Origin of the sequence: Massilia sp. PAMC28688 (assembly GCF_019443445.1) — a bacterium.
Taxonomy (GTDB): Bacteria; Pseudomonadota; Gammaproteobacteria; order Burkholderiales; family Burkholderiaceae_D; genus Telluria_A.
In genome coordinates this window covers 5,419,596-5,444,289 of sequence record NZ_CP080378.1, presented here as the reverse complement: position 1 = coordinate 5,444,289, position 24,694 = coordinate 5,419,596, and the positions used below count along the sequence as shown (strand labels likewise).

General features: G+C 66.1%; 26 protein-coding genes. 12 read left to right on the top strand and 14 right to left on the bottom strand.

Annotation, left to right across the window (positions count from 1 at the left end; all coding sequences use genetic code 11):
* Positions 1–7: 7 nt before the first annotated feature.
* Complete coding sequence (locus tag KY495_RS23895) at positions 8–1,750, top strand: M4 family metallopeptidase (RefSeq protein ID WP_219881743.1); 1,743 nt, start codon at positions 8–10, stop codon at positions 1,748–1,750.
* A 65-nt stretch (positions 1,751–1,815) separates the two neighbouring features.
* Here KY495_RS23895 and KY495_RS23890 read toward each other — a convergent pair whose 3' ends face one another.
* Complete coding sequence (locus tag KY495_RS23890; protein ID WP_219881742.1) at positions 1,816–2,529, bottom strand: M23 family metallopeptidase; 714 nt, start codon at positions 2,527–2,529, stop codon at positions 1,816–1,818.
* A 42-nt stretch (positions 2,530–2,571) separates the two neighbouring features.
* Positions 2,572–3,693 carry a L,D-transpeptidase gene (locus KY495_RS23885; RefSeq protein WP_229518442.1) on the bottom strand — a complete coding sequence of 374 codons (1,122 nt, stop codon included), beginning with the start codon at positions 3,691–3,693 and terminating at the stop codon, positions 2,572–2,574.
* Between the two features lie 90 nt (positions 3,694–3,783).
* On the opposite strand from KY495_RS23885, the gene KY495_RS23880 reads away from it, so the two are divergent.
* Positions 3,784–4,074, top strand: coding sequence for a 2Fe-2S iron-sulfur cluster-binding protein (locus tag KY495_RS23880; protein ID WP_219881741.1), 291 nt, complete (start codon positions 3,784–3,786; stop codon positions 4,072–4,074).
* A gap of 29 nt (positions 4,075–4,103) precedes the next feature.
* Here KY495_RS23880 and KY495_RS24335 read toward each other — a convergent pair whose 3' ends face one another.
* Together KY495_RS24335 and KY495_RS23870 are read right to left on the bottom strand one after the other, a co-directional pair.
* Positions 4,104–5,843, bottom strand: coding sequence for a methyl-accepting chemotaxis protein (locus KY495_RS24335; protein WP_307728227.1), 1,740 nt, complete (start codon positions 5,841–5,843; stop codon positions 4,104–4,106).
* Between the two features lie 271 nt (positions 5,844–6,114).
* Positions 6,115–7,047 carry a S9 family peptidase gene (locus KY495_RS23870; protein ID WP_219881740.1) on the bottom strand — a complete coding sequence of 311 codons (933 nt, stop codon included), beginning with the start codon at positions 7,045–7,047 and terminating at the stop codon, positions 6,115–6,117.
* A gap of 146 nt (positions 7,048–7,193) precedes the next feature.
* Here KY495_RS23870 and KY495_RS23865 point away from each other — a divergent pair, with 146 nt between their 5' ends.
* The 3 genes from KY495_RS23865 (at position 7,194) to KY495_RS23855 (ending at position 7,946) form a co-directional block, all read left to right on the top strand.
* On the top strand, positions 7,194–7,454 hold the full coding sequence (locus KY495_RS23865; protein WP_219881739.1) for a hypothetical protein: 261 nt from the start codon (positions 7,194–7,196) through the stop codon (positions 7,452–7,454).
* 21 nt (positions 7,455–7,475) lie between these two features.
* Positions 7,476–7,652, top strand: a complete 177-nt coding sequence (locus tag KY495_RS23860; RefSeq protein WP_219881738.1) for a hypothetical protein — start codon at positions 7,476–7,478, stop codon at positions 7,650–7,652.
* 114 nt (positions 7,653–7,766) lie between these two features.
* Entirely contained in the window at positions 7,767–7,946 is a 180-nt protein-coding gene (locus KY495_RS23855; protein ID WP_219884415.1) for a hypothetical protein, read from the top strand.
* Here the strand turns inward: KY495_RS23855 and KY495_RS23850 are convergent.
* Positions 7,934–8,140, bottom strand: coding sequence for a hypothetical protein (locus tag KY495_RS23850; RefSeq protein ID WP_219881737.1), 207 nt, complete (start codon positions 8,138–8,140; stop codon positions 7,934–7,936). The genes KY495_RS23855 and KY495_RS23850 overlap by 13 nt on opposite strands.
* A 206-nt stretch (positions 8,141–8,346) precedes the next feature.
* On the opposite strand from KY495_RS23850, the gene KY495_RS24260 reads away from it, so the two are divergent.
* The gene (locus tag KY495_RS24260) at positions 8,347–8,478 is read left to right on the top strand and encodes a hypothetical protein (RefSeq protein WP_267876163.1); all 132 of its coding nucleotides are present in this window, start codon (positions 8,347–8,349) and stop codon (positions 8,476–8,478) included.
* Positions 8,479–8,574: 96 nt separating this feature from the next.
* A complete protein-coding gene (locus tag KY495_RS23845) occupies positions 8,575–8,946 on the top strand; it encodes a hypothetical protein (RefSeq protein WP_219881736.1) in 372 nt (123 codons plus the stop codon).
* A gap of 351 nt (positions 8,947–9,297) precedes the next feature.
* Here KY495_RS23845 and KY495_RS23840 read toward each other — a convergent pair whose 3' ends face one another.
* The 3 genes from KY495_RS23840 to KY495_RS23830 all read right to left on the bottom strand — a co-directional run bounded on the left by KY495_RS23840 (position 9,298) and on the right by KY495_RS23830 (position 13,361).
* Positions 9,298–9,495 (bottom strand): hypothetical protein, encoded by a 198-nt coding sequence (locus KY495_RS23840; protein WP_219881735.1) that lies wholly within the window; start codon positions 9,493–9,495, stop codon positions 9,298–9,300.
* A gap of 92 nt (positions 9,496–9,587) precedes the next feature.
* Positions 9,588–12,473, bottom strand: coding sequence for an EAL domain-containing protein (locus tag KY495_RS23835; protein ID WP_219881734.1), 2,886 nt, complete (start codon positions 12,471–12,473; stop codon positions 9,588–9,590).
* Between the two features lie 117 nt (positions 12,474–12,590).
* Entirely contained in the window at positions 12,591–13,361 is a 771-nt protein-coding gene (locus KY495_RS23830) for a transferase spermidine synthase (RefSeq protein WP_219881733.1), read from the bottom strand.
* A 104-nt stretch (positions 13,362–13,465) separates the two neighbouring features.
* Here KY495_RS23830 and KY495_RS23825 point away from each other — a divergent pair, with 104 nt between their 5' ends.
* The 5 genes from KY495_RS23825 (at position 13,466) to KY495_RS23805 (ending at position 19,890) form a co-directional block, all read left to right on the top strand.
* Positions 13,466–13,744, top strand: a complete 279-nt coding sequence (locus KY495_RS23825) for a hypothetical protein (RefSeq protein WP_219881732.1) — start codon at positions 13,466–13,468, stop codon at positions 13,742–13,744.
* Positions 13,745–13,750: 6 nt separating this feature from the next.
* Positions 13,751–14,911 (top strand): GGDEF domain-containing protein, encoded by a 1,161-nt coding sequence (locus KY495_RS23820; protein WP_219881731.1) that lies wholly within the window; start codon positions 13,751–13,753, stop codon positions 14,909–14,911.
* A 22-nt stretch (positions 14,912–14,933) separates the two neighbouring features.
* Positions 14,934–16,388, top strand: a complete 1,455-nt coding sequence (locus tag KY495_RS23815; protein WP_219881730.1) for a Ppx/GppA phosphatase family protein — start codon at positions 14,934–14,936, stop codon at positions 16,386–16,388.
* A gap of 112 nt (positions 16,389–16,500) precedes the next feature.
* On the top strand, positions 16,501–18,990 hold the full coding sequence (locus KY495_RS23810; protein WP_219881729.1) for an AAA family ATPase: 2,490 nt from the start codon (positions 16,501–16,503) through the stop codon (positions 18,988–18,990).
* A gap of 96 nt (positions 18,991–19,086) precedes the next feature.
* The gene (locus KY495_RS23805) at positions 19,087–19,890 is read left to right on the top strand and encodes a hypothetical protein (RefSeq protein ID WP_219881728.1); all 804 of its coding nucleotides are present in this window, start codon (positions 19,087–19,089) and stop codon (positions 19,888–19,890) included.
* 248 nt (positions 19,891–20,138) lie between these two features.
* Here KY495_RS23805 and KY495_RS23800 read toward each other — a convergent pair whose 3' ends face one another.
* The 6 genes from KY495_RS23800 to KY495_RS23775 all read right to left on the bottom strand — a co-directional run bounded on the left by KY495_RS23800 (position 20,139) and on the right by KY495_RS23775 (position 24,593).
* Positions 20,139–20,426: a hypothetical protein gene (locus tag KY495_RS23800; RefSeq protein ID WP_219881727.1), complete on the bottom strand. Its 288-nt coding sequence runs from the start codon at positions 20,424–20,426 to the stop codon at positions 20,139–20,141.
* Between the two features lie 155 nt (positions 20,427–20,581).
* Positions 20,582–21,247, bottom strand: a complete 666-nt coding sequence (locus KY495_RS23795; protein WP_219881726.1) for an ABC transporter ATP-binding protein — start codon at positions 21,245–21,247, stop codon at positions 20,582–20,584.
* A gap of 9 nt (positions 21,248–21,256) precedes the next feature.
* Entirely contained in the window at positions 21,257–22,036 is a 780-nt protein-coding gene (gene phnE, locus KY495_RS23790) for a phosphonate ABC transporter, permease protein PhnE (RefSeq protein WP_219884406.1), read from the bottom strand.
* Between the two features lie 11 nt (positions 22,037–22,047).
* Positions 22,048–22,872, bottom strand: coding sequence for an ABC transporter permease (locus KY495_RS23785; RefSeq protein WP_229518441.1), 825 nt, complete (start codon positions 22,870–22,872; stop codon positions 22,048–22,050).
* A gap of 1 nt (position 22,873) precedes the next feature.
* Positions 22,874–23,686 (bottom strand): phosphonate ABC transporter ATP-binding protein, encoded by an 813-nt coding sequence (locus KY495_RS23780; RefSeq protein WP_219881724.1) that lies wholly within the window; start codon positions 23,684–23,686, stop codon positions 22,874–22,876.
* A gap of 13 nt (positions 23,687–23,699) precedes the next feature.
* On the bottom strand, positions 23,700–24,593 hold the full coding sequence (locus tag KY495_RS23775; protein ID WP_219881723.1) for a putative selenate ABC transporter substrate-binding protein: 894 nt from the start codon (positions 24,591–24,593) through the stop codon (positions 23,700–23,702).
* Positions 24,594–24,694 lie beyond the last annotated feature (101 nt).

The window sequence follows — 24,694 nt, the reverse complement described above, 5'->3', positions numbered from 1 at the left end:
AGACGCAATGACCTTACGCATGACTTCGCTGGCTGCCATTCTTGGCGCCTTGCCCCACTTCGCCTGCGCCGCGCCCCTGATGACCGGACCGGTCACGCCCTCGCGCGACACGGTCGCTGCCGTGATGGCCGAACTGAGCGCGCGGCGCAGTCTCCATGGGCTCGATGCCGACCACCAGTTCGCGCTGGCCGGCACCCACCCGGGCGCCGCCGGCACCCAGGTGGTGCGCGTCGCCCACACCTACAAGGGGGTGCGCATCTTCGGTTCTGAGTCGGTGGTGGTGGCCACCGACAGCGGCAAGATCGTGAGCGAATCCGTGGGCGACCGGCGCCAGGGCCTGGGCAGCCCCGGGGCCACCGTAACGCGCAAGCCGCCCTTTGGCGTGACGCCGGCGGTGCCGGCCAGGCAGGCAATTGCCACGGCCATCGGCTCGGTCGGGGTGGCCGGGATTGCGGTGGTGCCCCCGCGCGCCGAGCTGGTGGTGTTTCCCACCATGCGCACCGAGCGCGTGGCCGCGGCCGTGAACAAGCGCGATGAAGAATTGAACGCACTGGACGTCCATGACGTGGTCGAGGGCCACGATCTGGCTTATCACGTGCGCACCCGCATGCGCGTGGGACTGCAGCCGGTGTTTCATGACACCATCGTCAGTGCCGTGGATGGGCGCATCCTGGAACAGTGGAGCATGCTGCAGACGGCCATCGGCAGCGGCAAGAGCCAGTACAACGGCGTGGTCCCGCTGTCGACCACGCCGGACGGCAAGAACTTCCGCATGGTCGATCCCCTGCGCGGCAGCGGCGGCAAGTTTGGCGGCATGGCCATCACCAATGCCAACAATGGTGCGGAAGCGGGCGAAGTGTTCGTGCACAGCGCCAACCAGTGGGGCGACGGCCTGCAATACAAACCGGGCGGCAGCACCACCGACGCCAATGGCCAGACAGCCGCCGTCAATGCCATGTGGGGCCTGATGAATACCTACGACATGATGAAAAACGTGCTCAACTGGCACGCACTGGACGGCAGGAACACGTCCACCTACATCGCCGCCCATGTCAATGTGGACTATGACAATGCCTATTACAGCGATACCTGCAAATGCATGTTCATCGGCGACGGCAAGGCCTTCAACAGTCTCGGTGCCATCGATGTGGTGGGCCATGAAATGGGCCATGGTGTCACTGCCGCCACCTCCGACCTGCTGTACTTTGCCGAGTCGGGAGGGCTGAACGAGTCGAGTTCCGACATCGCCGGCGAGATGGTGGAAGCGTATGCGCGTGGGGGCGGGCGCGGTGGCAAGATCCCCGGCCAGGGCAATGACTGGGTGCTGGGCAAGGAAATCAGCAAGAACGGCACGCCGCTGCGCTATATGTACAAGCCGAGCAAGGATGGCAGCAGCCCGGATGCCTGGAGCACCGCCCTCAAGCGCCTGGACGTGCACTACAGCAGCGGGCCGAACAACCGCATGTTCTATTTCCTGGCACAGGGCTCACAGGCCGACAAGCAGTCCGACCACTTCAGCAAGTACCTGGTAAAGCAACCCCAGGCGATGAGCGGCATTGGTGCCGACAAGGCTTACCGCATCTGGTTCAAGGCCGCCACCACCAAGTTTACGGCCACCACCAACTACAAGGATGCGCGCGCCAAAATGATCGAGTCGGCGCAGGAACTGTATGGCGAGGGCAGCCGCGAAGCCACGGCCGTGCAGCGCGCCTACGCCGCCATCAATGTGGGCGCCGACGTGGACGAGTAGGCACGCCCCGCCGAACAAAAAAAAGAAGCGCCGCGGCGCTTCCTTGATGCGTTCTGCTGCAATGGTCAGTCGGCCATGAGCGGATACGGATTGATCGGCGTGCCTTTCCACCACTGCTTTTCGGGCGTCAGTTCAATGACGGCGAAATGCAGGTGGGGCGCATTCGGATCGGAGTTGCCGGTCACGCCCACGTAGCCGATGAGCTCGCCCCGCTTGACCTCCTGCCCTTCCTTGATCCCGTCCGCGTACTTGTCGAGGTGGGCATAGTAGTAGGCCAGCTTTTCCGTCGGGTCGAACTGGTAAATGGTCAGCCCGCCCGGCTTGCTGTTGAACAGTTTGACGATCTTGCCATCGGCAACGGCGAGCACCCGGGTTCCCTTGGGCGCCATGATGTCGAGCGCTTCGTGATGGCGATCGCTGCCGCGTGGCTGGTCGAAGTTGTCGCTCAGCTGGGCCAGCTTCATGCCTTCAACCGGAATCATCAGTTTGGCCATGCCGGCCGCGCCGGAGGCGGTGGCATCGGGCGCGGCCCCGTCGGCCGCTGGTGCGCCTTGCGCCGGGCGCAGCGGCAAGTCCGCTTCGCTCAGGTCAGTGGAGACCACTGGTGCCGGCGGCAGGGCGCCGGGCGGGACGACCTGGCCGGCCGGGGCCGGCGCCGTCACCGCCGGCGCCGTGGCCACCACCGCCGGCGGCGCGCTGCCGCCGATCTGGGTGAGGTAGATGAACATGGCAAGGGCGCCCAGCAGCACGCCTCCCACAAACGTCAGAATCCATTTCATGGCACTTCCTTCTTTGTTGTTGACGATATCCTGAACCGGCTCTTATTCCTGCATGACCACTTCGGTGCCGGCGCTGACGGAAGTGGTCACGGCCGTGACGTCCCAGTTGGTCAGGCGGATGCAGCCGTGCGACTGGGTCTTGCCGATCGATGCAGGTACCGGGGTGCCGTGGATGCCGTAGTGGGGCTTGGACAGGTCAATCCAGGCCACGCCCACCGGGTTGTTGGGGCCGGGCGGAATCTTGGCTTTCTTGTCGCCCGGTTCGGCATCCCAGAACAATTTCGGGTTGTAGTGGAACACGGGATTTTTGGAAATGCCGTTCACTTTCCAGGTGCCGATGGGCAGGGGATCGTTCTCGGTACCGGACGACGATGGATACTGGGCAATGACCTTGCCGGCCGTATCGAGCAGGGTCAGCGTGCGATCGGTCTTGTCGATCACGATCTTGCCGGCCTTGGGCAAAGGCTCGCTGCCTTCGACATTGGGCACCACGATCTGTTCCCCGGCGCGCGTCAGATCCTTGCCGGGATTGAGACGCTGCAGCAGCTTGGGGCTGGCGTGGAACTTCTCGCCCAGCGCTTCCAGGGCGCTGGTGTAGCCGAGCGCTTCCAGCTTGGCTTTCTCGGCCATGTCTTCGGGAATGGACGTGAACGGACCGGCCACATCGGCCTGGGCAATGGTGTAGGTGGTCAGGGCCGGGGTCTTGTCGGCCGTCAGCTTGGCAAAGGTCTCGGCGTCGAGCATGCCGGTTTCCTTGAGGCCGTGCTTGCGCTGAAAGCCCGTGATGGCGCGCTTGACGTTCGAACCCATGGCGCCGTCGATTTCGCCGGGCGAAAAGTGGGCGCGGTCCAGCAGCACCTGGACCCGCACCACGGCGGCGGTACTGGCCTTGGCGTCAGCTGTGGCGGGCAGGGTGGCGGCGTTGACCGCTTCCGGCGTCAGGGCGTTGGCAGCGCTGCCGGCGGACGCGCCGGCGCTGGCTTTTGCGTCGGCCGCAGCGGCGCTGTTGGCAGCAGCAGGGGCGGAGGCTGGTGCAGCCGCAGGTGTACCGGCAGCAGCCTGGGCCGGCTGCAAGGTGATGGTCTTGCCAGCCAGCGCCGCGGCGGGAGCCAGGGCCGCGCTCGCCAGGCCGGCGGCAATCATGCAAAATGTCAGGTGTTTCATATAAGCCCCTTAAGAATCTTTCAATGGGCTTAGATTAATTCCCTTCAGACACAACTGTCTGTGCGGCACCGTACTTACCCGGGATACCCGATGAGTTCCTTTGAAGTCCGTGTTCTACCCGCTGGCTGGACCTTCACGGCCGCCTGCGGCGAAAGCCTGCTGGCCAGCGCCGAGCGGGCCGGCATTGTGTTGCCCAGTTCCTGCCGCAATGGCAGTTGCCGTACCTGTCTGGCAAGGGTGTGCGCGGGAACGGCACGCCATGAGGTGCCGTGGCCGGGATTGAGCAGGGAAGAGAAAGAAGCGGGCTGGATCCTGCCGTGCGTGGCAGTGCCGCTGGAAGCACTGGAACTGGAGGCGCCGGCCGCGCGGCGCCTGCCCTGATTGCCCGGCCGTGAAGGCCGGGCGTGGGATCAGAATTCTTCCCAGTCTTCCGAAGCGCCATTGGCGACGCGGCGCGGGGCGGCATCCTTCCTGACCGGTGCCAGACGGGCAGCAGGGCGGGCTGCCACGCGCGCCGGCGCCGCCGCTGCCGTGGCCGTGGACTGCGCCGCCGCCGGCTGGCGTGGCGCCGGGGCTGCGCCCGCGCTTGCCGAGCCGAGCTGGAATATGCTCACTACCTCGGCCAGGGTGGCCGCCTGCTCCTGCAGCGAGCCGGCGGCAGCTGCCGCTTCTTCGACCAGCGCCGCATTTTGCTGGGTCACTTCATCCATCTGCGCGATGGCCGAATTGACCTGCTCGATGCCCATGGTCTGTTCCTGGCTGGCAGAGGCAATCTCGGCCATGATGTCGGTCACCCGCGTGATCGACTGCACGATTTCCGCCATCGTTACGCCAGCCTGGTCCACCAGCTTGCCGCCGGCGCCCACCTTGTCCACCGAATCATTGATCAGGGTCTTGATTTCCTTGGCTGCCGCCGCCGAACGCTGGGCCAGGTTGCGCACCTCGGACGCGACGACCGCAAAGCCGCGGCCCTGTTCACCGGCGCGCGCCGCCTCCACTGCCGCATTCAGTGCCAGGATATTGGTCTGGAACGCGATGCCGTCAATGACACCGATGATGTCGACGATCTTGCGCGACGATTCATTGATCGACGCCATGGTATCGACCACTTCGGACACCACGGCGCCGCCACGCACTGCCACTTCCGACGCCGACACGGCCAGCGCATTGGCCTGGCGCGCATTGTCGGCGTTTTGCTTGACGGTGCTGGTCAGCTCTTCCATCGACGAGGCTGTTTCTTCCAGCGAGCTGGCCTGTTCTTCGGTGCGCGACGACAGGTCCAGGTTACCTACCGCAATCTGGTTCGATGCCGTGGCGATGGTGTCGGTTCCCATGCGCACCTGGCCGACGATATTGACCAGCGCGCGGCGCATCGATTCCATGGCAAAGAGCAGGCTGCGCTGGTCGCCATGGCGCAGTTCGACCGGCGTGGCCAGGTCGCCGGCGGCAATGGTGCCGGCCACCGCGGTGGCGTACGCAGGCTCGCCGCCGAGCTGGCGCGTGAGCGAGTTGGTGATCCACAGGCCCAGTCCCACGCCCGCTGCCAGGCTGAGGGTAACCAGGGCCAGCATCAGGGTGCGGCTCTGGTCGTACACCGCTGCCGCCTCGGCTGCTGCCGCCTGCGCTGCCTGTTCCTTGTTCTTGCCGAGCGCAGTGAGCCGCTCGTCCACATAATTGGCGCTGGTGGTCAGCGGTCCCAGGGCGTACGCTACGGCGGCTGCACGTCCTTCCGGGGTTTCGTCGGCCGTCATCTTGAGCAGTTCAGTGCGGCTGACTTCATAGTCGGCCAGGCCCTTGTCAATTTCGGCCAGGAGCGTCTTGGCGGCCGCGGTGCGAAACAGCGGGCGGGCCACTTCGAGCTGCTCGTGCATGGTCTTGCGGGCGCGCTCGGCGACATCGCTGAATTTCTGGCGTTCCTGGGCCGTGGGGGCCAGCATCACGTTCCGCATGGCGCGGGCAATGTAGATCAAGTTAATGTTGGCTTCCTTGGAAGCCGATATGCCCAGCAGGTCGTCGCGATAGGCGCGCTCGGCCTGCGCATTCATCTTGGCCATATTGATGATGCCGATACCGGCAACCAGGGCACCGAGCAGAGCCACGATCAAAAAGCCGGTCAGCAACCGGGCCTTGACGGTCATATTCTTGAACATTGAAAATCCTTAAAAACGTTCACACGATGCATCGCAACGCGTGCAGCCGAGGCGACTGCAATGGGGCAGGGCTGCGAGTTCCTACGCAGGGAAGGGGCGGCAGGTGGCACAGTCCGTACATGAATCGGCGGCAGGGGGTTGGGCCGGCGATGGATGACGTTTCAGGAACGCATGCGAAATGGTAATCCCGTTTGGTCGGTAATACGTCGTACTGGCGTGAAAATGGGCGCTTGACGTTGTTCTGTAGCAACGTCCGCCCGTTTTGTCTTGCCTATCTGGACAGGCGTAATGCCTGTTCAATTACAGGAAGAATCAATTTCCATGATGGCGAGGTGGCCGCGATCTCATCGTAGTGGCTGGCGCCGGGGAGGATGACGACCCTGGCCTGGTCGCCCGCGGCCTGGGCCCGGGCTGCATAGGCATAGGCCACGCGGGGCGGCGACACCGTGTCAAGTTCGCCGGTAATGAGAACCGTCTGGCTACCATTGGGCATCAAGTCTGCTGCATTGGTGTCGGCATAGATGTCAGGCCGCTGGGCGCTGGGGCTGCCGGCCAGCTGCACCATGTCGCGCCCGCAGCTGGATTTGATCAGCTCCTTTTCATGGCGCAAGTCTGCCAGGCCGCCCAGGCTGATGATGGCAGGCACCGGCAGCGGGTTGGGGTGGAACAGGGGACTGGTGGGCGCGATCTTGCTGCGTCCGGCCAGCCACTGCACCAGCTGCCCCCCGGCCGAGTGGCCCATGGCCAGGATGCGCGTGGTATCGAGCTGGTGGGCGGGCGCCTCGGCGGCCAGCTTGTCGAGGGCCGCGTTCATGTCCTGGTAGGTGCCGGGATAGCCGCCGCCGGGCTCGTCGACGCGCCGGTATTCCACATTCCACACGGCGATGCCGCGCGCGGCCAGGGCGCCGGCCACGTTGTGCATTTGCGTGATGCCGCCGAACTGCACGGTCCAGCAGCCGCCATGCACCAGCACCACCACCGGGAACGGGCCGGGCCCGGACGGGCGGAACAGCTGTGCGTACTGGGAAGGCGCACTGCCATAGGCGAAGGTGGCCGTGGGCGCGGGTCCGGTCAAAGCCAGGTAGTCATTCAGGGTCATCGGTGCCGGCGCGCCGGCACTGGCCGGCGAGGGCGGGGCCGCAGTGCCGGCGCCACAACCGGACACCAGCATTGAGCAAAGCAACAAGTGCAGCCTGGGAATCATGGCATGTCCTATAGTGAAAGTCTGCAAACTATACAGCCTTCTCCCACCTGGGGAAACTGCAGCGGCAGCACCCGCGCACGATTGAAGCACCGTACAGAAGTTTCACTTTTTCCATGATAGGCTCCAAAAAACTGCGGGGAAAACATATGGAAATTGCAACGGAAGAATATAAAGGCTTCACCATTGCCGTGACCCCCATCAAGGATAACGGCGACCTGTGGGACTTCGAATACCGCATCACCAAGACCGGCCAGGGTGGCGAAGATGGCGACCCGGCCGCGGCGATTACCCGCAGCAAGACGTCGGGCGGCTACAACTCGCCTGATATCGCCCGCGCGGCGGGCTTGCAGGTGGGGCGCACCGAAGTGGACAACCTGCTGGCCCTGGCCGGCAGGGGCAATCAATAAATTTCAACCAAGGAGAACAGCATGAATGAATCGAAATCGAACCAGCAGAACCAGCAGTCGGGCAAAGTGTCGGAAGCCGAAGAGGCAAAGCGCGAAGCGGGCGTGACCGACAAGAGCAGCCACGACCACATGTCGCGCGAAAAAGCCGGCAAGGAAGGCGGCGCCGGCGGCGGCGCCAAGCAGGAACAGAAGCACTAAGGAAGCACTAAGGAAGCACTAAGCTTTCGCACCAGGCACTAAGTCATACGCGGTGGCGGCCGGGCCGGCCTTGCCGGACTGGCCGCGCTGTCATCCACAGCACAAGGGGATACCATGAATCACAGCAAGCAGGGGCCGGGCGCCATGCGCGCCCATTCCACGCCCGATCCGGATGCGATTCCGGAACCCACACCAACGCCACCGGTGCCGGACGATGTCCCTCCGCCGGTCAACGCCCCGGTGGAAGAACCGACTTTCCCGGAGCCACCGATCAAGGCAGCCTACTTCGGCTGAGTTCCCGGCGCGCGCGCGCCATCCCGGCCCTGCGCGCGACCGGTCTGGTCGCCATCATCAGGCAATTCTGGCACGGACTCGATGATTTTCTCCGTCTCGCGCTGGCCGGGAGACTTTTCGCCGCTGCCGATGTCGGCTTCCTCGGTCATGGATGCCGCGCCGGCGGGGTCTGCTGGGGATGGGGTAGTTGCCATGCATGCTCCTGTGATGGTGACCAATATGTCAGTATTGCCATGCTAGCAGTGCGGCGCTAACCCCGGCGCGCGCGTGCCTGAATCTGACTGCAACAATCGTTGCTTCAAAGATACATGCATACGCAAATAGGCAGGCAGACTCGCCCGAATTGTTGCATTATTTCCCTACGGATTCATCAATATATCTGTCCTCCAGGGAGACTGACATGGGCAATTCCTTACACAATAAAATCCGGCTCGGCAGGGCGACAGCGCTGCACTCGCGCGGCGTGCAGGCAGCGCTGGTGGTGGCCGCGTTTGCCGGCATCGGGGGGCTGTGGCTCTTGATCGTACGCTAGCTCGGGCCGCCGCCAGGCAGGGTGGCGAAAGCTGGTTGCCGCCGGGAGCGCCGGGGGGTACCATGTGGGCCGCCACCTGAACCCAAGAAAGCTGCAATGAAGAATGAGAAACTGACGACCGACGAATACGACGCGCTCGGCCACATCGAACGCGGCGCCAAGCACGACAAGGTCAATGCCTGCGTCGGACGCAACGCCAAGCGCCTGTCGGGGCTGAAGATGATTGAATACGCGCGTGACGGTCGAGTGGCGCTGACGGAAAAGGGGCGCCAGGTCTTGTTTCTGCGGCGCTGTATCCAGGCCTTGCGGGCGCTCACTGCGGACAGCCAGGCTCCCGTGGACGCCGATGTGGCACTCTTCCTCGGCAAAAAATCCCATATTGCCCCGCTCGACGGCGGTGGCCACCTCGTCACCGACAAGGGCCGCGAATCACTGGCCGACATCGACGCCCAGGACAAGGCACGCTGAAGGCTGCTTGCCGGCGGGCCACTGGTTGGACCATGGCAGCCGACGCCGGCGCTCAACGATTCCCACATCAGTTGCTCGGCGGCTGTGATTCCGGCAATCGGACGCTAGCTCCCTGTTTTCATTGTCGAACCGCTGCAGCCATTCGTTCATGCCGTTTCGGCTGGGAGGGTCTTGCCAATCCTTTGACCGTCCGCAACGCCGGAGAAACACAACACGCAGCCATCCTGGCGTCTGCCGTGCCTCCGTTTGCTAACGAAAAGTGAAAAGTTCGGCGGGCACGGCGCAGCATGGATGTCGCTTGCACCGCCCGCGCGCCATGCTGCTGGTCGTGGCGGCGCAGCGCCAGGGCGGTCAGCCGTAATTGCGGCGACGATTCGGATAGACCAGGGTGCGGATCGCCACTTCGGGCGGCACATTCATGGCATTGAGGAATTCTGCCACTTGCTGCAAACCCAGCGAGGGAATGGCCGCAATGGCCTGGTTGACTACGTCACGGGTACGAAAGTCGGTGCGCGGGGCGCGCTGGAGCTGCTGGGGCTGGTTCATCATTTTCCTTTGACTATCCTTGTCGGATCGCCATCGATCATAATCTATTTTTTCCCCAAGATGTACATTTGACCACAAAAATTGTTGTAAGTTGATCAGGCTGCCACGCTGACCGGCACACGCGCCTCGGCCGCGGCCGGCAGGCAGGCGCGCTGGCGCAGCAGCTGTTCAAAATCATCGGCTGCCAGGGGCCGGCTGAAGTGGTAGCCCTGCATTTCATCGCAGCCGTGGCGGCGCAGGTAGTCAAGCTGTTCCGCCGTCTCCACGCCTTCCGCAATGACCGACAGCTTCAGGTTGTGGGCCAGGGCAATGATGGACGCCACAATGGCCGCGTCGCTGGCATCGCGCGCAATGTCGGCCACAAAACTGCGGTCGATCTTGAGCACGTCGATCGGAAAGCGCGACAGGTACGACAGGCTCGAATAGCCGGTGCCGAAGTCGTCGATCGACAGCTTCACGCCCAGCGCCTTCATGCCATGGAGCAGCTCCACGGCCGAGGTCACGTCGGTCATGAACAGGCTTTCGGTCAGCTCGATGTCCAGGCAGGCGGGGTCCAGTCCGGTTTCGTCAAGCACATTGCCGATATCAGCCAACAGGGTGCTCGAACCGAACTGGCGCGCCGACAGGTTCACGGCCACGCGCAGCGTGCCAAGGCCGGCCTCTTGCCAGCGCCGGGTCTGCGCGCAGGCAGTGCGCATGACCCAGGCGCCGATAGGGACGATGAGACCGGTTTCCTCGGCCACCGAGATAAAGCGCGACGGCGCCACCACGCCCAGTTCCGGATGCTGCCAGCGGATCAGCGCTTCCATGCCCTTGATGCGCCCGCTCGTCAGGTCCACCTGGGGCTGGTAATGCAACACGAATTCATTGCGTTCGAGCGCGCTGCGCAGGGCGCTTTCAATGCGCACCCGTTCCATCGCTTCCTCGTTCATGGCCGGGGTGTAGAACTGGAAGTTGTTGCGCCCGAGCTTCTTGGCACGGTACATGGCAATGTCGGCATGCTCGATCAGGGTATCGGTGCCGGCCCCGTCGGTGGGGAACACCGACACCCCGATGCTGCAGGTGACAAAGAATTCCTTGGTGCCCAGCATGACCGGCTGGGCGACCGCGTCCATCAGGCGCTGCACGATGTCGGCGCTGAGTGTTTCACCGTCGCGCTCGGCCAGGATGACGACAAATTCGTCACCCGACAGGCGCGCCACCGTGTCGCTGTCGCGCAGGGCCGAGCGCAGGCGCGCGGCAATCGTCATCAGGAGCACGTCGCCGGCCCGGTGGCCCATGCTGTCATTGACGAACTTGAAGCGGTCGAGGTCGATCAGCATGACCCAGACCGCGTGCGCCGTGTGCGCGGAATACGCCACCGCCTGTGCCAGCCGGTCCTGCAGCAGGCTGCGGTTGGGCAGGCCGGTCAGGGCGTCGTGCTGGGCCACATGCTGGATGCGCTGTTCGGTCAGCTTGCGCGCGGTAATGTCGGTGCCGGTGCCGCGGTAGCCGACAAAGGTGCCGATCTGGTCGAACACCGGCTGGCCATTGACACAGAACCAGCGCAGCTCGCCATACTGGTCGCGCGTTGCGTATTCCAGGTTGTCGAACGGCTCGCGTGCCATGAGGGTGGCGATGTGGGCGCGGCCCCATGCGCTCTCGGCCATGCCTTCCACGGTTTCCCAGCGCGTGCGGCCAATCAGGTGTTCAGGCGCCACGCCCCCTTTTTCACCGATGCCGCCGGTGATGTTGACAAAGCGTAGCTCGGCATCCTGTTCCCAGTACCAGTCGGAGGACATGGACACGAGCTGGCGGAAGCGCTGCTCGCTGTGCTGCAGGGCTTGCTCGGTGCGGGCGCGGGCGCCGACGTCGTCGAGCAGGCGGGCATTGGACAGCTTGAGGTCGGCCGTGCGTTCGTCCACCAGTGCCTGCACGCGGCGCGAGCGCCGCACCAGGGTGTGCACAAAGGCACTGACAAGCAAGGTGCACAGCAGCCCGCCTATCAGGCAGGAGAGCGAGCCGATGCGCTCCGGCAGCAAGGGGCGCACCGCGCTGGTGGCCACGACATGCCAGCTCTGGCCGGCCACCGTCACGGTACGCTCATAGCGCGAACGGGCGTGCGTGCCGAGCCAGCTGGCCAGGCGCGTGGTGGTCTGCGCCCTTGGCGCCGACGTGACGCCGGGCGTGGCATACACCAGCCGCGCCGGGTCGGCGGCCGCGCCCGCATACACCCACAGGTCGATCCCGCCCTCACGCAGTTTGCTGGCGGTGAGGATCTTGTCGACCAGTACCGCGGCGCGGATGATGACGGCCGTGTCGCCCACCACGGCAGCTTGGCGCGCGGCGCCACTGGACAGGTCGGCCCCGGGCCGGTACACCGGCATGATGACTTCGTAGCCGGTATTGGGGCGCGTATCCTGGGCCAGGCTGAGCAGCCCGGTCGCGGCCGGGGCACCCCGTTCGGCTGCGCGCGCCAGGGTATCCATGAGCATGCGGTTCTGGCCCACGTTCAGGCCAAAGGCTGCTTCATTGCCAACCATTGGTTCCAGGTAGTCGACCACGCTGTAGCGTTCGCGCTGCGGGGCCGGGGTGCGCGTGGCACCGCGCATTTCAGTAATCACGGTGCCGGGACGAACGGCTGCGAGCTGCGCTTCCATCTCCGCGCGCTCGGCATGGGGCACCAGGCGGTGGTAATTAAATGCCTGGATGAAGGGGTAGCGTGCCAGCAAGGGCTGGGTAAAGTGGTGGAACTGGGCACGCGTGACCGGTTGCACGGCCGCATGGAACTGGTTGAGCATGACCAGCACCTCGACCGCTTCATCGAGCCCGTGCTGGATCGCTGTGGCGCGCACATCGGCACGCTGCTCAAAGCTGAGCGTGAGCTTGTCCGCTTCCAGCCGCGCCACCGATGCCGACAGCAGGCCGGTGGCCGCCAGCCCGCCGGCCAGGGTCAGGGCCACCGCAACGGCAAGAGGGGAACGCGGGCGGTGACGCAACATTTCCTGTTTCCTAACGATGTGTGAAGGGCGCGATCGCGCGTGGTGTAAAGCTTCGCCAGTGTGTCACAAAGCGTGCCTGACGGCAAATCAATTGCGATAGGGCAACGTCGCGCCGTGCTAACTGTTGCGTTTGAGGCGCAACCGGCCCAGGCGCCACATTTGCCAGGCGACCAGCAGCCGGTTGCGCCAGCCGGCAACGGGTCCCCGGCGGCGCGCCAGGCGCCGGGCGCGGCGTACGGCCGGCAGCAGTTCGCCTGCCGCGCCGCTGGCGGCCTTGACGGCGAACACGACGTGATTGTTGCCGGCCACGCCAGTCAGGCGACATACATGGTCGTTGAAGATCAGGCCAAGGCGGGCCATGGCGGCAGTGCGGCGTGGGTCGTAGCTCAGGATATTGGCCACCAGGATGCCGCCCTCATGGAGCTGGCGCCGGCAGTGGCCGTAGAAGCGGGCGCTGGCCAGCTGCGCCGGCATGCCTTCGCGCCCGAAGCCGTCCACCATGATGACGTCGGCCCGTTCCGCGAGCGCCGGCAGAAGCAGGGCGGCATCGCCCTGCAGGACCGAGAGGCGGGCGTCATCGGGGGGGATGGCAAATTGCGCGCGCAGGGCAATCACATCGGCGCGCAGCTCGATCACCGTGATACGGGCGCCGGGAAAATGGCGGTGGCAAAACTTGAGCAGGGAGCCGCCGCCCAGGCCCACCATCACGATGTGGCGCGGATGTGGCACGAACAGGGTAAAGCACATCATGGCGCGGGTGTAGGCCAGCACCAGGGCGTCGGGGGCGGCCAGGCACATTTCGCTTTGCACTTCGCCGGGCGAAAACTCGAGCGTGCGGCGATCGTGCGTGGTGCGCACCAGCGGAGGCGGGGGCGGGCAGGCGGTCATGCCCCGAGTATAGCGTGGCGCCGCGCCCTTCGCGCGCGCGTGGCCGGCGCTTGGTGGGCCACGCTCCTTTCTGATAAGCTCACTGCGACCACCTGGAGAAACCCATGTTTTTAGACCACCCGACGATCACCGCGACCAACAGCCAGACCGAGCCGGACCGGATCGAGCGCCTGACCCGGGTCTACGGTTACGTGGTGGCACTGGCCGACGCCCACGGCATGCACGACGGGTTCATCGAGAAATTCACCCAGCTGCACGACCATAAGGGCACCCTGATCGTGTTCTGGAGCGAAGCGCCGGGCGAGCTGGAACGGGACTTTTTCCGCCGTGCCTGGGCCAGCAAGATTGGCGATGGCAGCGACAACGTCGAGCACGAAGTCTGACCGGCCATGGATATCACCACCATGGTGTTTGCGCTTGCGCTGGGCAATGTGACCCTGTGCGCGGCGCTGTTTTTCTACCAGTTTGAAAGTCCGCGCTCGACCTCGCTGTCGATCTGGAGCATTGCCAAGCAATGCCAGGCCGCGGCCTGGCTGCTGCTGTACTTTCGCGGCAACGGCCTGCTGCCGGACCCGGTATCGCTCCCGGTCGGCTACGCGGTCCTGTTTGCCGGCGTGGCGCTGGAAGGGGGCGCCCTGTGGGAAGGGGCCGGCCGCCTGCGCTGGCGCCGCACCACCTATCCGCTGCTGGCGCTGGGCATTGTGCTGTTTTTTGCGTCCTACTACATCGATGAACTGGGCTTGCGCAAGGTGGCCGCCTCGCTCATCCTGGGCCTGTGCTACCTGTCGCTGGCCGCTGCCATGGCCACCGGCTGGCGTGACGGCTCCATGCTGCGCCGCTTCCTGGTGCTGGCCACCACCTTGCTGGCCCTGGTGGTGGCGGCGCGCGGGGTGATGGTGCTGACCACGCCCGTTGGCTGGGGCTGGCTGACGAGCGACATGCTCGGTTCACTGTCCTCGGCCGCCTTCTTCATGCTCATGATCCTGGGCGGCTTCGGCTTCCTGCTGCTCTCGCGCGAGCAGCTGCAGCAGGAACTGGCGCGTCTGGAAATGGTCGATCCCCTGACCGATGTGCCGAACCGGCGCGGGTTTTTCGACAAGCTGGCACCGTGGATGGCACTGGCGCGCCGCCCCGGCCTGCCCACCGCGCTGGTGCTGATCGACCTGGACGGCTTCAAGCGGGTCAATGACAGCTATGGGCATCCGGCCGGCGATGCCGTGCTCAGCGAAGTGGTGGAAGTATGCAAGCGCCAGCTGCGCGACAGCGACCAGCTCGGACGCCTGGTGGGCGCGGAATTTGCGCTGTTGCTGCCGCGCACCGGAGCCCCGGAAGCGCTGCTGGTGGCCGAACGCATGCGCGCCGCCATTGCCGGCGGCGCCATCAAGACCGAGCGCGCCATGATCAGCCTGACCGCCAGTTTCGGCGTCACCCTGATCCGCGCCGACGACAATACCGTGAGCCTGTTCAAGCGCGCCGAAGAGGCCCTGGCCCAGGCCAAGCAGGCTGGCCGCAATTGCGTGATGGAAGCGGCAGAACCGCAGCCCGCGTAAGCGTCACATTCAAAGAGGAAATATGTACGCCGCCGTCGACCTGGGTTCCAACAGTTTTCGCCTTCACATCGGCAAGCACGATGGCGAGGGTATCCGCGTCATCAAGAGCATGCGCGAACCGATCCGCCTGGCCGCCGGGCTCGACGCGCAGGGGACGCTGAGTGGCGCGGCCATGCAGGCCGCCCTGGCTTGCCTGGCCAGCTTTCGCGAGGTGCTGGCCGGCTATGAACTTGACGCCGTGCGCGTGGTGGCCACCTCGGCCATGCGGGTGGCCAGCAATGGGGCCGCCTTTTTGCCGGTGGCGGAACAGGCGATCGGCCATCCGATCGAAATCATTTCGGGCGAAGAAGAAGGGCGCCTGATCTACATGGGCGTGGCCAACGCGCTGGCCGTGCCGGACGAAAAGCGGCTGGTCATCGATATTGGCGGGGGCTCGACCGAACTGATCCTGGGGCAGGGCAGCGATATCCTGCTGGTGGAATCGTTCTCGATCGGCACCGTCAGGCAGAGCCTGGCGTTTTTCCCGGGTGGCCACATCGACGAGGCGGCCTTTGATGCGGCCATCGTCTCGGCCCGCAGCACGTTCGAGGACGGCGCCCCGCCGTATTCGCGGGCCAACTGGCAGCTGGCCTATGGTTCCTCGGGCACGGCCCGCACCATCGGCGAAGTCATTGCCAGGAACAGCCTCGGTGACGGACGCATCAGCCTGGCGGGCCTGGAAGCGCTCAAGGATGCCTTTGTCGCGCGTGGCCACATCAGCCACATCGACATGCCGGGCCTGCGCCCGGATCGCGCCGCCACCATCATCGGCGGCCTGGCCATTCTCATTGCCCTCGTGCGCGAACTGGACATTGACGCCGTGCAGCCGGTCGAGGCCGGGCTGCGCATGGGTGTGATGTGGGACCTGTACCTGCGTTCCATGCAGCGCGACCGGCGCGAGCAGTCGGTTGCGGCCCTGGCGCGCCGCTTCCAGGTGGACGAGGCGCGCGCCGCCCGCGTGGCGCAGCAGGCCGCGGCCCTGTACGTGCAGCTCAAACCGGGGGCCGACGACCATGTGCGCGCGTTGCGCTGGAGCGCCATGCTGCATGAAATCGGGATGGTGCTCTCGCACACGGGCTACCACAAGCACAGCGCATACATGATCGAACACGCCGACCTGCCCGGTTTCACCACCCGCGAGCAAAAGCTGATGGCCACCCTGGCGCTGGCGCACAAGGGCAACCTGCGCAAGGTGGCCGATGCCCTGCGCGATCCGGACGTGGCCAAGGCAGTGCTGGCGCTGCGCATGGCGGTGCTGCTCATGCATGCGCGCATGGATGGCGGCAATGAGCTAAAGCTGCGCATGAAGCAGCGTATCGAGCTGGAAGTGACGCGCGAGTGGCTGGCCAGCCACCCGACCCTGTCGTACTGGATCGGCAAGGAACAGGAGTGGTGGCAGCAGGCCGGCGTGGAGTTCGCGCTGCGCAAGAGTGCCTGACCCTCTCTGTTCTTGCAGGTAAGCCCAGCAATCGCTTCCCTTTTTGGCAATCGCAGTGGCATAATCAGCAAGCCTGGTTCAGCCAACAAGCAGTCCAATACGAGGGGAGACCTTGATCGAGGCCTTGAACGGTTACGCCGTCACGCAGCGATTGCGGGCAGACGGCCAGTTCGTGCTGCTGCGCGCGCGCCGCCTTGCCGATGGCATGCCGGTGCTGCTGCTGGGCGCGCAACATGGCTGCCGCGACAGCCGCGAACGCATCGAGCGCGAATATGCCTTGCGCGGCCAGCTCGATCCCGGCTTTGCCGCCATGCCACTGGCCCTTGCCGACAGCGATTGCGGCCATGTGCTGGTGCTGGCCGACAGCGGCGCCTCTCCCTTGCAGATTGCCCCCGGCGCGGCCATGACGGCGCGCGATTTCCTGCCCCTGGCCCTGGCCATCACACGCGCGCTCGCACAGCTGCACGAGCGCGACCTGGTGCACAAGGATCTGCGTCCCGAACACATCCTGCGCGATCCCGCCAGCGGCGGCGTGCTGCTCACCGGTTTCGGCAGCGCCGTGCGCGTGAGCCCCCTGGTGCGCGGGCCGGAGCGCTGCCCCAGCGCCAGCCTGGCTTACATGGCGCCCGAGCAGACCGGGCGCGTGAGCCACCGGATCGACGCCCGCACCGACCTGTACGCGCTCGGGGTGGTGCTGTACCAGCTGCTGTGCGGCGAACTGCCGTTTGCCGCCGCCGATGCCATGCAATGGATTTACTGCCATGTGGCGCGCGCACCGCGGCCACTGGCGTCCGGCATCGATGCCTGCTGCGCCGGGGTGGTCATGAAGCTGCTGGCCAAGGCGCCCGAGCAGCGCTACCAGAGCGCGGCCGGGCTGGCGGCCGACCTGGCCCGTTGTCTGAGTCTGGTGCGCACCGATGCGCCGGCCGCGCGCTTCCCCCTGGGCCGCAGCGACCGTGCGCCCGGTGCCGGTGCAGGGACTGCCTTTGTCGGCCGCGCCGACGAACTGGCACTGCTGGGGCGCACCCTGCGCCGGGCAGCGGCCGGCCTGGCGGCCGAACCGGTGCTGGTGACCGGCGCCGGCGGCAGCGGCAAGTCGTCCCTGCTGGCCGCCTTTGCCCGCCAGGCCCGCAGCGCCGGGGCCGAGGTCATGCACGTCAAGTTCGAGCAGCACCTGCGCGATGTCCCCTATGGCGCCCTGCGCCAGGACATGGTGGTGCGGCCCGGCTGGCGCGCAGCACTGGGCGCGGACGCGGGCCTGCTGGCCCACGTCCTGCCGGGCCTTGGCCGGCGCGGCCGGGCGCCGCTGAGCGAGGCGCAGGCCCAGGCGTGCCTGCCTGCGGCCTTCCGGCGCCTGCTCGGCCAATGCGTCGCTCCCGGCGTCCCTCTGCTGCTGTGCTTTGACGACCTGCAATGGGCCGACCCGGCCAGCCTGCCCCTGCTGATCGCGCTGCTGGACGGCCCGCCGCTGCCGCACGTGATGGTGGCCGGCGCCCTGCGCGGCCTGGCCCGTGCACCGGTCGTGATGCGCGCCGCCCAGCTGCTGCAGGAGCGCCAGGTACGCGCCCAGCGCATCGCCCTGGCGCCCCTGTCGCGCGCCGAAAGTGGCGAACTGGTGACCCGCGTCCTCGATTGCAGCGCCACAGTGTGCGCGCCCCTGGCCGATCTGGTCCATGCCCGCAGTGGTGGCAACCCCATGTTCATGCTGCAGCTGCTGACCCGCTTTGCCGAGTGCGGCCTGCTGCGCCACGCCGGTCCCGGCCACGGCTGGCAGTGGGACGGGCCCGCCATCGCCGCCTACCAGGGGGCGGCATCGCTGGCCGAGCTGCTGCGTACGCGCCTGCAGCAGCTGCCTTACAACAGCCTCGAACTGCTCAAGCAGCTCGCCTGCCTGGGCCAGGAAGCAAGCGTGGCCACGCTGGCGCGCGTGGCGGGGATGAGCGAGGAAGAAGTGGATGAATCGCTGTGGCCGGCCGCGCGCCTGGGGATGCTGCGCCGCGCACCGGATCACTATGGCTTTCTCCACGACCGCATACGCGAAGCTGCCGCCACACTGGTGGGACGCGGCCAGGCGCAGCGCTGCCTGCACATAGGCCGGGTGCTGGCCCACGGGGCGCGGGGCGATGCCATCTTTGCCGCCGCCGGTCTGCTCAACCGGGGGCAAGGTGCGATGGACGAAAGCGAGGCGCGCAGTCTGGTGCGCATCAACAGCGCGGCCGGCAAGCGCGCCCGCGAGCTGCTGGCGTTCGAGGCGGCGCGTGACTATTACCGGGTGGCGGTGGCCCTTACGCCCCCGGCATCCTGGACGACCCGGGGTGCCACTACCTTTGCGCTGCACCTGGCGCTGGCCGAATGCGAGTGCCTGAGCGGCGACACTGCCATGGCGCAGGCGCGGCTGGCCCAGCTCGAGGCCTACGCCGCCGCCCAGGCCGACCCGCGCCTTGGACACTCGCTGGTGGGTCTGCGGCGCAGCCTGGCCCATGCAGCCAGGCCAATGCTGCCTGCCATCATGCAGCAAGCCCAGATGCCCGCTGCCGGGGGCGGGCCAGGGCCGCCGCCCGGCAAACTGAGGCCGTTTTCTGTGATGCACATCAACAATTGAGCATCGGCCGGGAACGGCACGGCTTCACTTCATCAGCTAAATCGTATATATTGTTTTAATCAATTTGAGTCAACCTAACAGCCGACGGAGTCGCACATGGCCAAATCCAGCACCGCAAAAACCAATGGCCACGCCGTGGCCGCCCTCAAGCCGGCAGCGCCGCGCAAGCGCGGCGCCAGCACATCGCAGGCGGCATCCGGCGCCGGTGCGGCTGCCCGGCCGGCCAAAACGGCGGCCACGGCCCCCGTCAAGGCGCCAGCCAAATCAGCGGCCAAGGCCGCAGCCAAGCCGGCAGCCAAGGCCGTAGCCAAGCCGGCGGCGAAGGCTGTCGCGAAGACAGCAGCAAAGACCCCAGCAAAGACGGCAGCAAAGACTGCAGCGCGCGCGGTCAAGGGTAGTGCGCCGGGTAGTGCGACGGGCAGTGCTACGCGCAGTGCGGCCGCGAGTGCCAAAGGCAGTGCCGGCGCGGGGGCCATCGCCGCCGCCAAAGCGCCTGCGGCCAGGAAGTCCGCCGCCAAGACGCCCAAGGCGTCGGCCGGCGGCAAGAGCGGCGCGCCCGGCAGCAGCGCGGGGCCGGCCCCGAAAAAGCTCGTGAAAGTGGAGGTCACGGCCAAGGCTCCGGGGCGCGCGGCGCAAGCGGCGCCCGTGGAGCACGATGCAGGTGGCGGCGAGCGCACGCGCAAGGCCAAGCTGGTGCGCGACAGCTTCACCATGCCGGAGCAGGAATACGCGGTGCTCGGTCAGGTCAAGAAAGCCTGCCTCAAGGCCGGTTTCGACATCAAGAAAAGCGAGCTGCTGCGCATTGGCGTGGCCCTGATCAGCCAGCTGGACATGGCAACGCTGCAGCGCGTACTGGGCAGTTTGCCGCAGCTCAAGACAGGGCGGCCGAAAAGCCAGTAATGGCAGGGGCGGTGGCGTGCGTGGAGGTGGATGGAAGGTCTGCTCCGTGGTCCCAGCCATGCACGGTGGAGCGATGGGAAGACGGTGGTGCAACTGGCCGGGCAGATCTGCCGGCATGGTAAGGATGAGCTGGTACGCGCACGGGCTCGGGGTGCGTGACCATGTTCATGGCAGTGCGTCGGGGCGCCGCCGGCCCGGAGATCACGGCCGGCTGCCGGCGCCAGGCAGCAATGCGGAAGCAGCGGTGCTTAGTGCATCGAGGCGTTCGACAGTTCCTTGAGGTCGCGGATCGACATTTCCGATTTTTCGTGCATGCGCAGCAAGATGGTGGCGCCGACGGCGAGCTTGCGGTGACGGATCTTGCTGATGATCGGCGGCTGCACTTCCAGTACGCGGCACAGCTCGGCGTCGTTCTTGAGCTTCATTTTTTCAATCAAGGTATCGAGCAGCTTGTTAGGCACAAAGCTCGAGGGCTCGAGGGCGCGGGCGCGGTTCATCGCCTCGATCATTTCTAATTTCTTCTGTCGTACGTTCATCGTACTCTCCTCTGGAAGGTAACTTTCCTGTTGGGCTGCTTGTCCGTTTTACTGTCCCGTTGTGACATTTTGCTATTTTTCATGCTGTACGGGTTATAGTGATGATACTACGATAAGAATATATTCGCAGCAAAGTTGATATAAAAAAGAACGCGTCACGTGATTTTGTGCGTATTTGGCACTAAATTAAGCCCGGAACGGGTCAATACCAGCGTTTTATCGGCCTGCGCGGCGGCCGCGTGGGAATGTGTGACCATGATGGCACTGGCGCCGGATGCCTTGATTTCGGCGCGCAGCAGGGCCAGCACGCTGTCGGCGGTCTCCGGATCGAGGTTGCCGGTCGGTTCATCGGCCAGCACCAGGGCCGGGCGGTGCACCAGGGCGCGGGCAATGGCCACGCGCTGCATTTCGCCCCCCGACAACTGGCGCGGAAAATCATTGCCGCGCCCTCCCAGTCCTACTGCACTCAGCATGGCCTGCGCGCGTTCCTGGCCCTGGCCATTGAGCAGCAGCGGCAAGGCCACATTCTGCGCCAGCGTCAAATGCGGCAGCACATGGAAGGCCTGGAAGATGAATCCCATGCGGGTGCGGCGCAGGGCAGTGGCGGCGTCATCGGACAGGGACGCCATCTGCACGCCATCGACCAGGATGTCGCCGCTGTCGGGCGCGTCGAGCCCCGCAATCAGGTTCAAAAGCGTCGACTTGCCTACGCCCGACTCGCCCATGATGGCCACGAATTCGCATGGTGCGAACTGGTGGGTGAGTGAATCGAGGACGGTGCGTCCGGCATAGGTCTTGGTCAGGTCGCGCAGCTGCAGCATGAAGGTCCTTTATCGGGTCAGGGCGCGACGCAGCAGGTAGCTGGCAGCATCGACCAGCGCCACCATCAGCAGCATGATGATGATGACGGTGGCGGCACTTGGCATCTGGAACAGCGACAGGTGGTACTTCAGGAGCTGGCCCACGCCGCCGGCGCCCACCACGCCCAGGATGGCGGCCGCGCGGATATTGTTCTCCCAGCGGTACAGGGTATACGACAGCATCTGGGGCAGGGTCTGCGGCAAGGTGGCATACAGGAAGGCAGCCATGGCGCTGCTGCCGTTGGTGCGCAGCGCCTGTTCCGGCTCTGTTGGCGTATTTTCCAGGGCATCGGCAAACAGGCGTCCCAGCACGCCGTTCGTATGCAATGCCAGCGCCAGGGTGCCGCCCAGCGGGCCGAGTCCCGCTGCCACCAGCAGCAGCGACGCCCACACCAGTTCCGGTATCGAGCGCAGCACGTTGAGCAGGGCGCGGGTACTGTTGCGCGCCGCGCGCCCGAAGCGCCCGGACGCGGGCAGCGCCAGCGCCATGGCGCCGGCCACCGCCAGCAGTGTGCCCAGTGCCGACATGGCCAGCGTTTCGAGCGCCGCCACGCCGCACTTGCGCAGGAATGCCGGATCGAGCTCGGGCGGGGCAAAGCCTTGCAGGAATTCGCGCGTGGTCGCTGCCGCATCGGGACCGAACAGCGCCGCCCATTGCAGATCAAGCGAGATGAAGCTGGCCGCAATCAGGATCACGAGCGCGATCAGGAGGGCGCGCAGCTGCCAGTCGCGCTGCGGCGGGGCCGGCATGGGGCGCGCGCTCACGACAGGCTCCGGCGCAGCAGGCGCGAGACCCGGTCGGCGCCTGCCACCAGCAGCACGAACACGATCAGCATGGTGGCCACTTCGCTGCCGTTCATGGCCTTGAGCGACTCGTCCATGCGCTGGCCCAGCCCACCGGCGCCCACGAAGCCCATCACCGCCGAACCGCGGATGGCGCACTCCCAGCGATACACGGTGTAGGACACCAGTTCCGAGCTGGCGCCGGGCAGGGCGCCATACAGCAGCGAGGAAAGGCGAGAGCTGCCATTGGTGAGCAGGATGTCGCTGGCGTGATTGTCGGACGACTCCAGGATTTCGGCATACACCTTGCCCAGCATGCCGCTGTAGGCAATCGCGATGGCCAGCACGCCCGCAGTCGGTCCCAGCCCCACCACGCGCACCAGCAGCAGCGCCCACACCAGTTCCGGCACGCTGCGCAGCAGCACCATGACCCAGCGCACCAGCTGGCGCACCAGCGCCGCCAGCGGGCGCACGCGGCCCGTGCCCAGGCGCGAAATTGACAGCAGCTCGGTGGCGACCAGGGTGGCCGGGATGGCGCCCAGCAGGGCCAGGGTCAGGCCGGCGGTGGCGATGGCCACCGTCTGCCAGGTGTCGTGCACGATCAGGCGCAGAAACTGCGGGTCGACCGACGGCGTCAGAAAGCCGGACAGGAAGCCGGCACTGGCGCGCAGGCTGCGCAGGTCGAACAGGAGCCAGGGTTTGAATTCGGCATAGACCAGCATGGGCCACAGCAGCAGCAGGCACACCAGTGCGGTGACGAGCCGCCCGCGCCAGGCGGGATCGGGATGCAAGGTGCCAGCCACGCTAGAAGCAGGCACCGACGGCCAGCCGCTCGGGCGTTTCGTGCTGCAGAGGCAGTGGCTCGCTTGCGGTGTCATTGTGGTACAGGGCGGCCACCATGGCGTCCGTCACCTGCTCGCGCGGGGCGTCAAACACGATGCGCCCGTCGCGCAGGCCGACCAGGCGGGGAAAGCTGGCACGCGCCGCCTCCACCTGGTGCAGGCTGCACACCAGGGTGGCGCCGCGCCGCGCCGCTTCTTGCTGCAAGGCGGCCAGGGTGATGCGCGCGAGGGCCGGGTCGAGCGCTGACAGCGGCTCGTCGACCAGGAAGACCTCGGCCGAGGACAGCACCACGCGCGCCAGGCCGCAGCGCTGACGCTCGCCCCCCGAGAGCCGGTCCACGCGCGCATAGAGCTTGTCGCCCAGGCCAAAGCGCTGCAAGGCGTCATGGGCGGCATCGGGCTCGCGCGGGCGCACCAGTGAGCACATGGCCTGCCACAGCGTCCAGTGCGGCAGGCGTGCTGCCAGGACGGCGTTGACCACGCGCTGGCGCGGCGGCAGGGGCGGCGCCTGCGGCGCCAGGAACAGGCGGCTGCGCAGGGCGTGGCGCGCGCGTTCCGACAACTCCCACGGCTGCTGACCGAGCACCGCCAGGCGGCCGCTGGCCGGGCGGTGGGCGCAGGCCAGGGTCGACAGCAGCGTGGTCTTGCCCGCGCCCGATGGCCCGATGATGGCGAGCTGTTCGCCCGGGGCGATGGCCAGGTCGAGCGCGTGCAGGGCCAGCGCGCCGCCTGCGGACAGGTGGCGCACCGTGATCTGCTCGAGCCGGTAGCTCATGGCGCGCCGACGCTTACTTGAGCAGGCCGGCGCTGCGCGCTGCCGTTTCGATGGCGTCGTAGTTCTCCGCCTTGGTGGGCACGAACTTGGTGGCCTTTTGCAGCTCCAGGATGGTCTTGCCGTGCGGGGTCGACTTGTCGAGCGCCAGGAAGGCGTCGGTAATCTTCTTGCGCAGGGCAGGGTTCATGTCGGCGCGCACGGTCCAGTTGTAATCGTAGTAGCCGGGCGTGGTGTAGAACACGCGCACGGCGGCCGGGTCCACTTTTTTCTCGGCCACCAGCTTGTCCCAGATGGAGATGTTGAGCGCCCCCGCGTCGACCTTGCCGCCGGCAACAGCGGCCACGGTGGCGTCATGCGCGCCGGAGTAGGCAATGCGGCGCAGGTCCGTGTCCGGATTGATCTTGGCGGCCAGCATATAGGAGCGCGGCATCAGGTGGCCGGAGGTGGACGACTCCGAGCCGAAGGCCATGGTCTTGCCCTTGAGGTCGGCCAGGGTCTTGATATCGTCGTCGGTGGTGATGAACACCGAGCGGAATTTTTCGTCTTCCAGGCGCTGCACCAGTGGCACGACCTGGCCCTTGCTGCGTACCTTGGCCTGCACGAAGGTGAAGCCGCCAAACCAGACCATGTCCAGCTTGTTGCTGACCAGGCCTTCGACCGCGGCCGCGTAATCGGTCACCGGCGTAAACTGCACCTTCATGCCGGTAGCCTTGGCCAGGTAGTCGCCCAGCGGCTGGAACTTGCGCTGCAGTTCGGTGGGCGCTTCATCCGGGATGGCGGACACGCGCAGCACGCCCGGGGTGGCCTGGGCCAGTGCGCCGCCAGAGGTGACCAGCATGGCGGCAGCGGCAGCGCAGGTCAGCACATGCTTGAGGGAGGTGCGGCGGATGGTGGAAAACGAAGTCATATGATCCTGTCGAAGTGGATGGCTGGCGCCGGGGCGCGGGAGCACGCATCTCGTGCTGTGCCGTTGAATAAAACATAATCAGCTATGATACCAAAATCCTT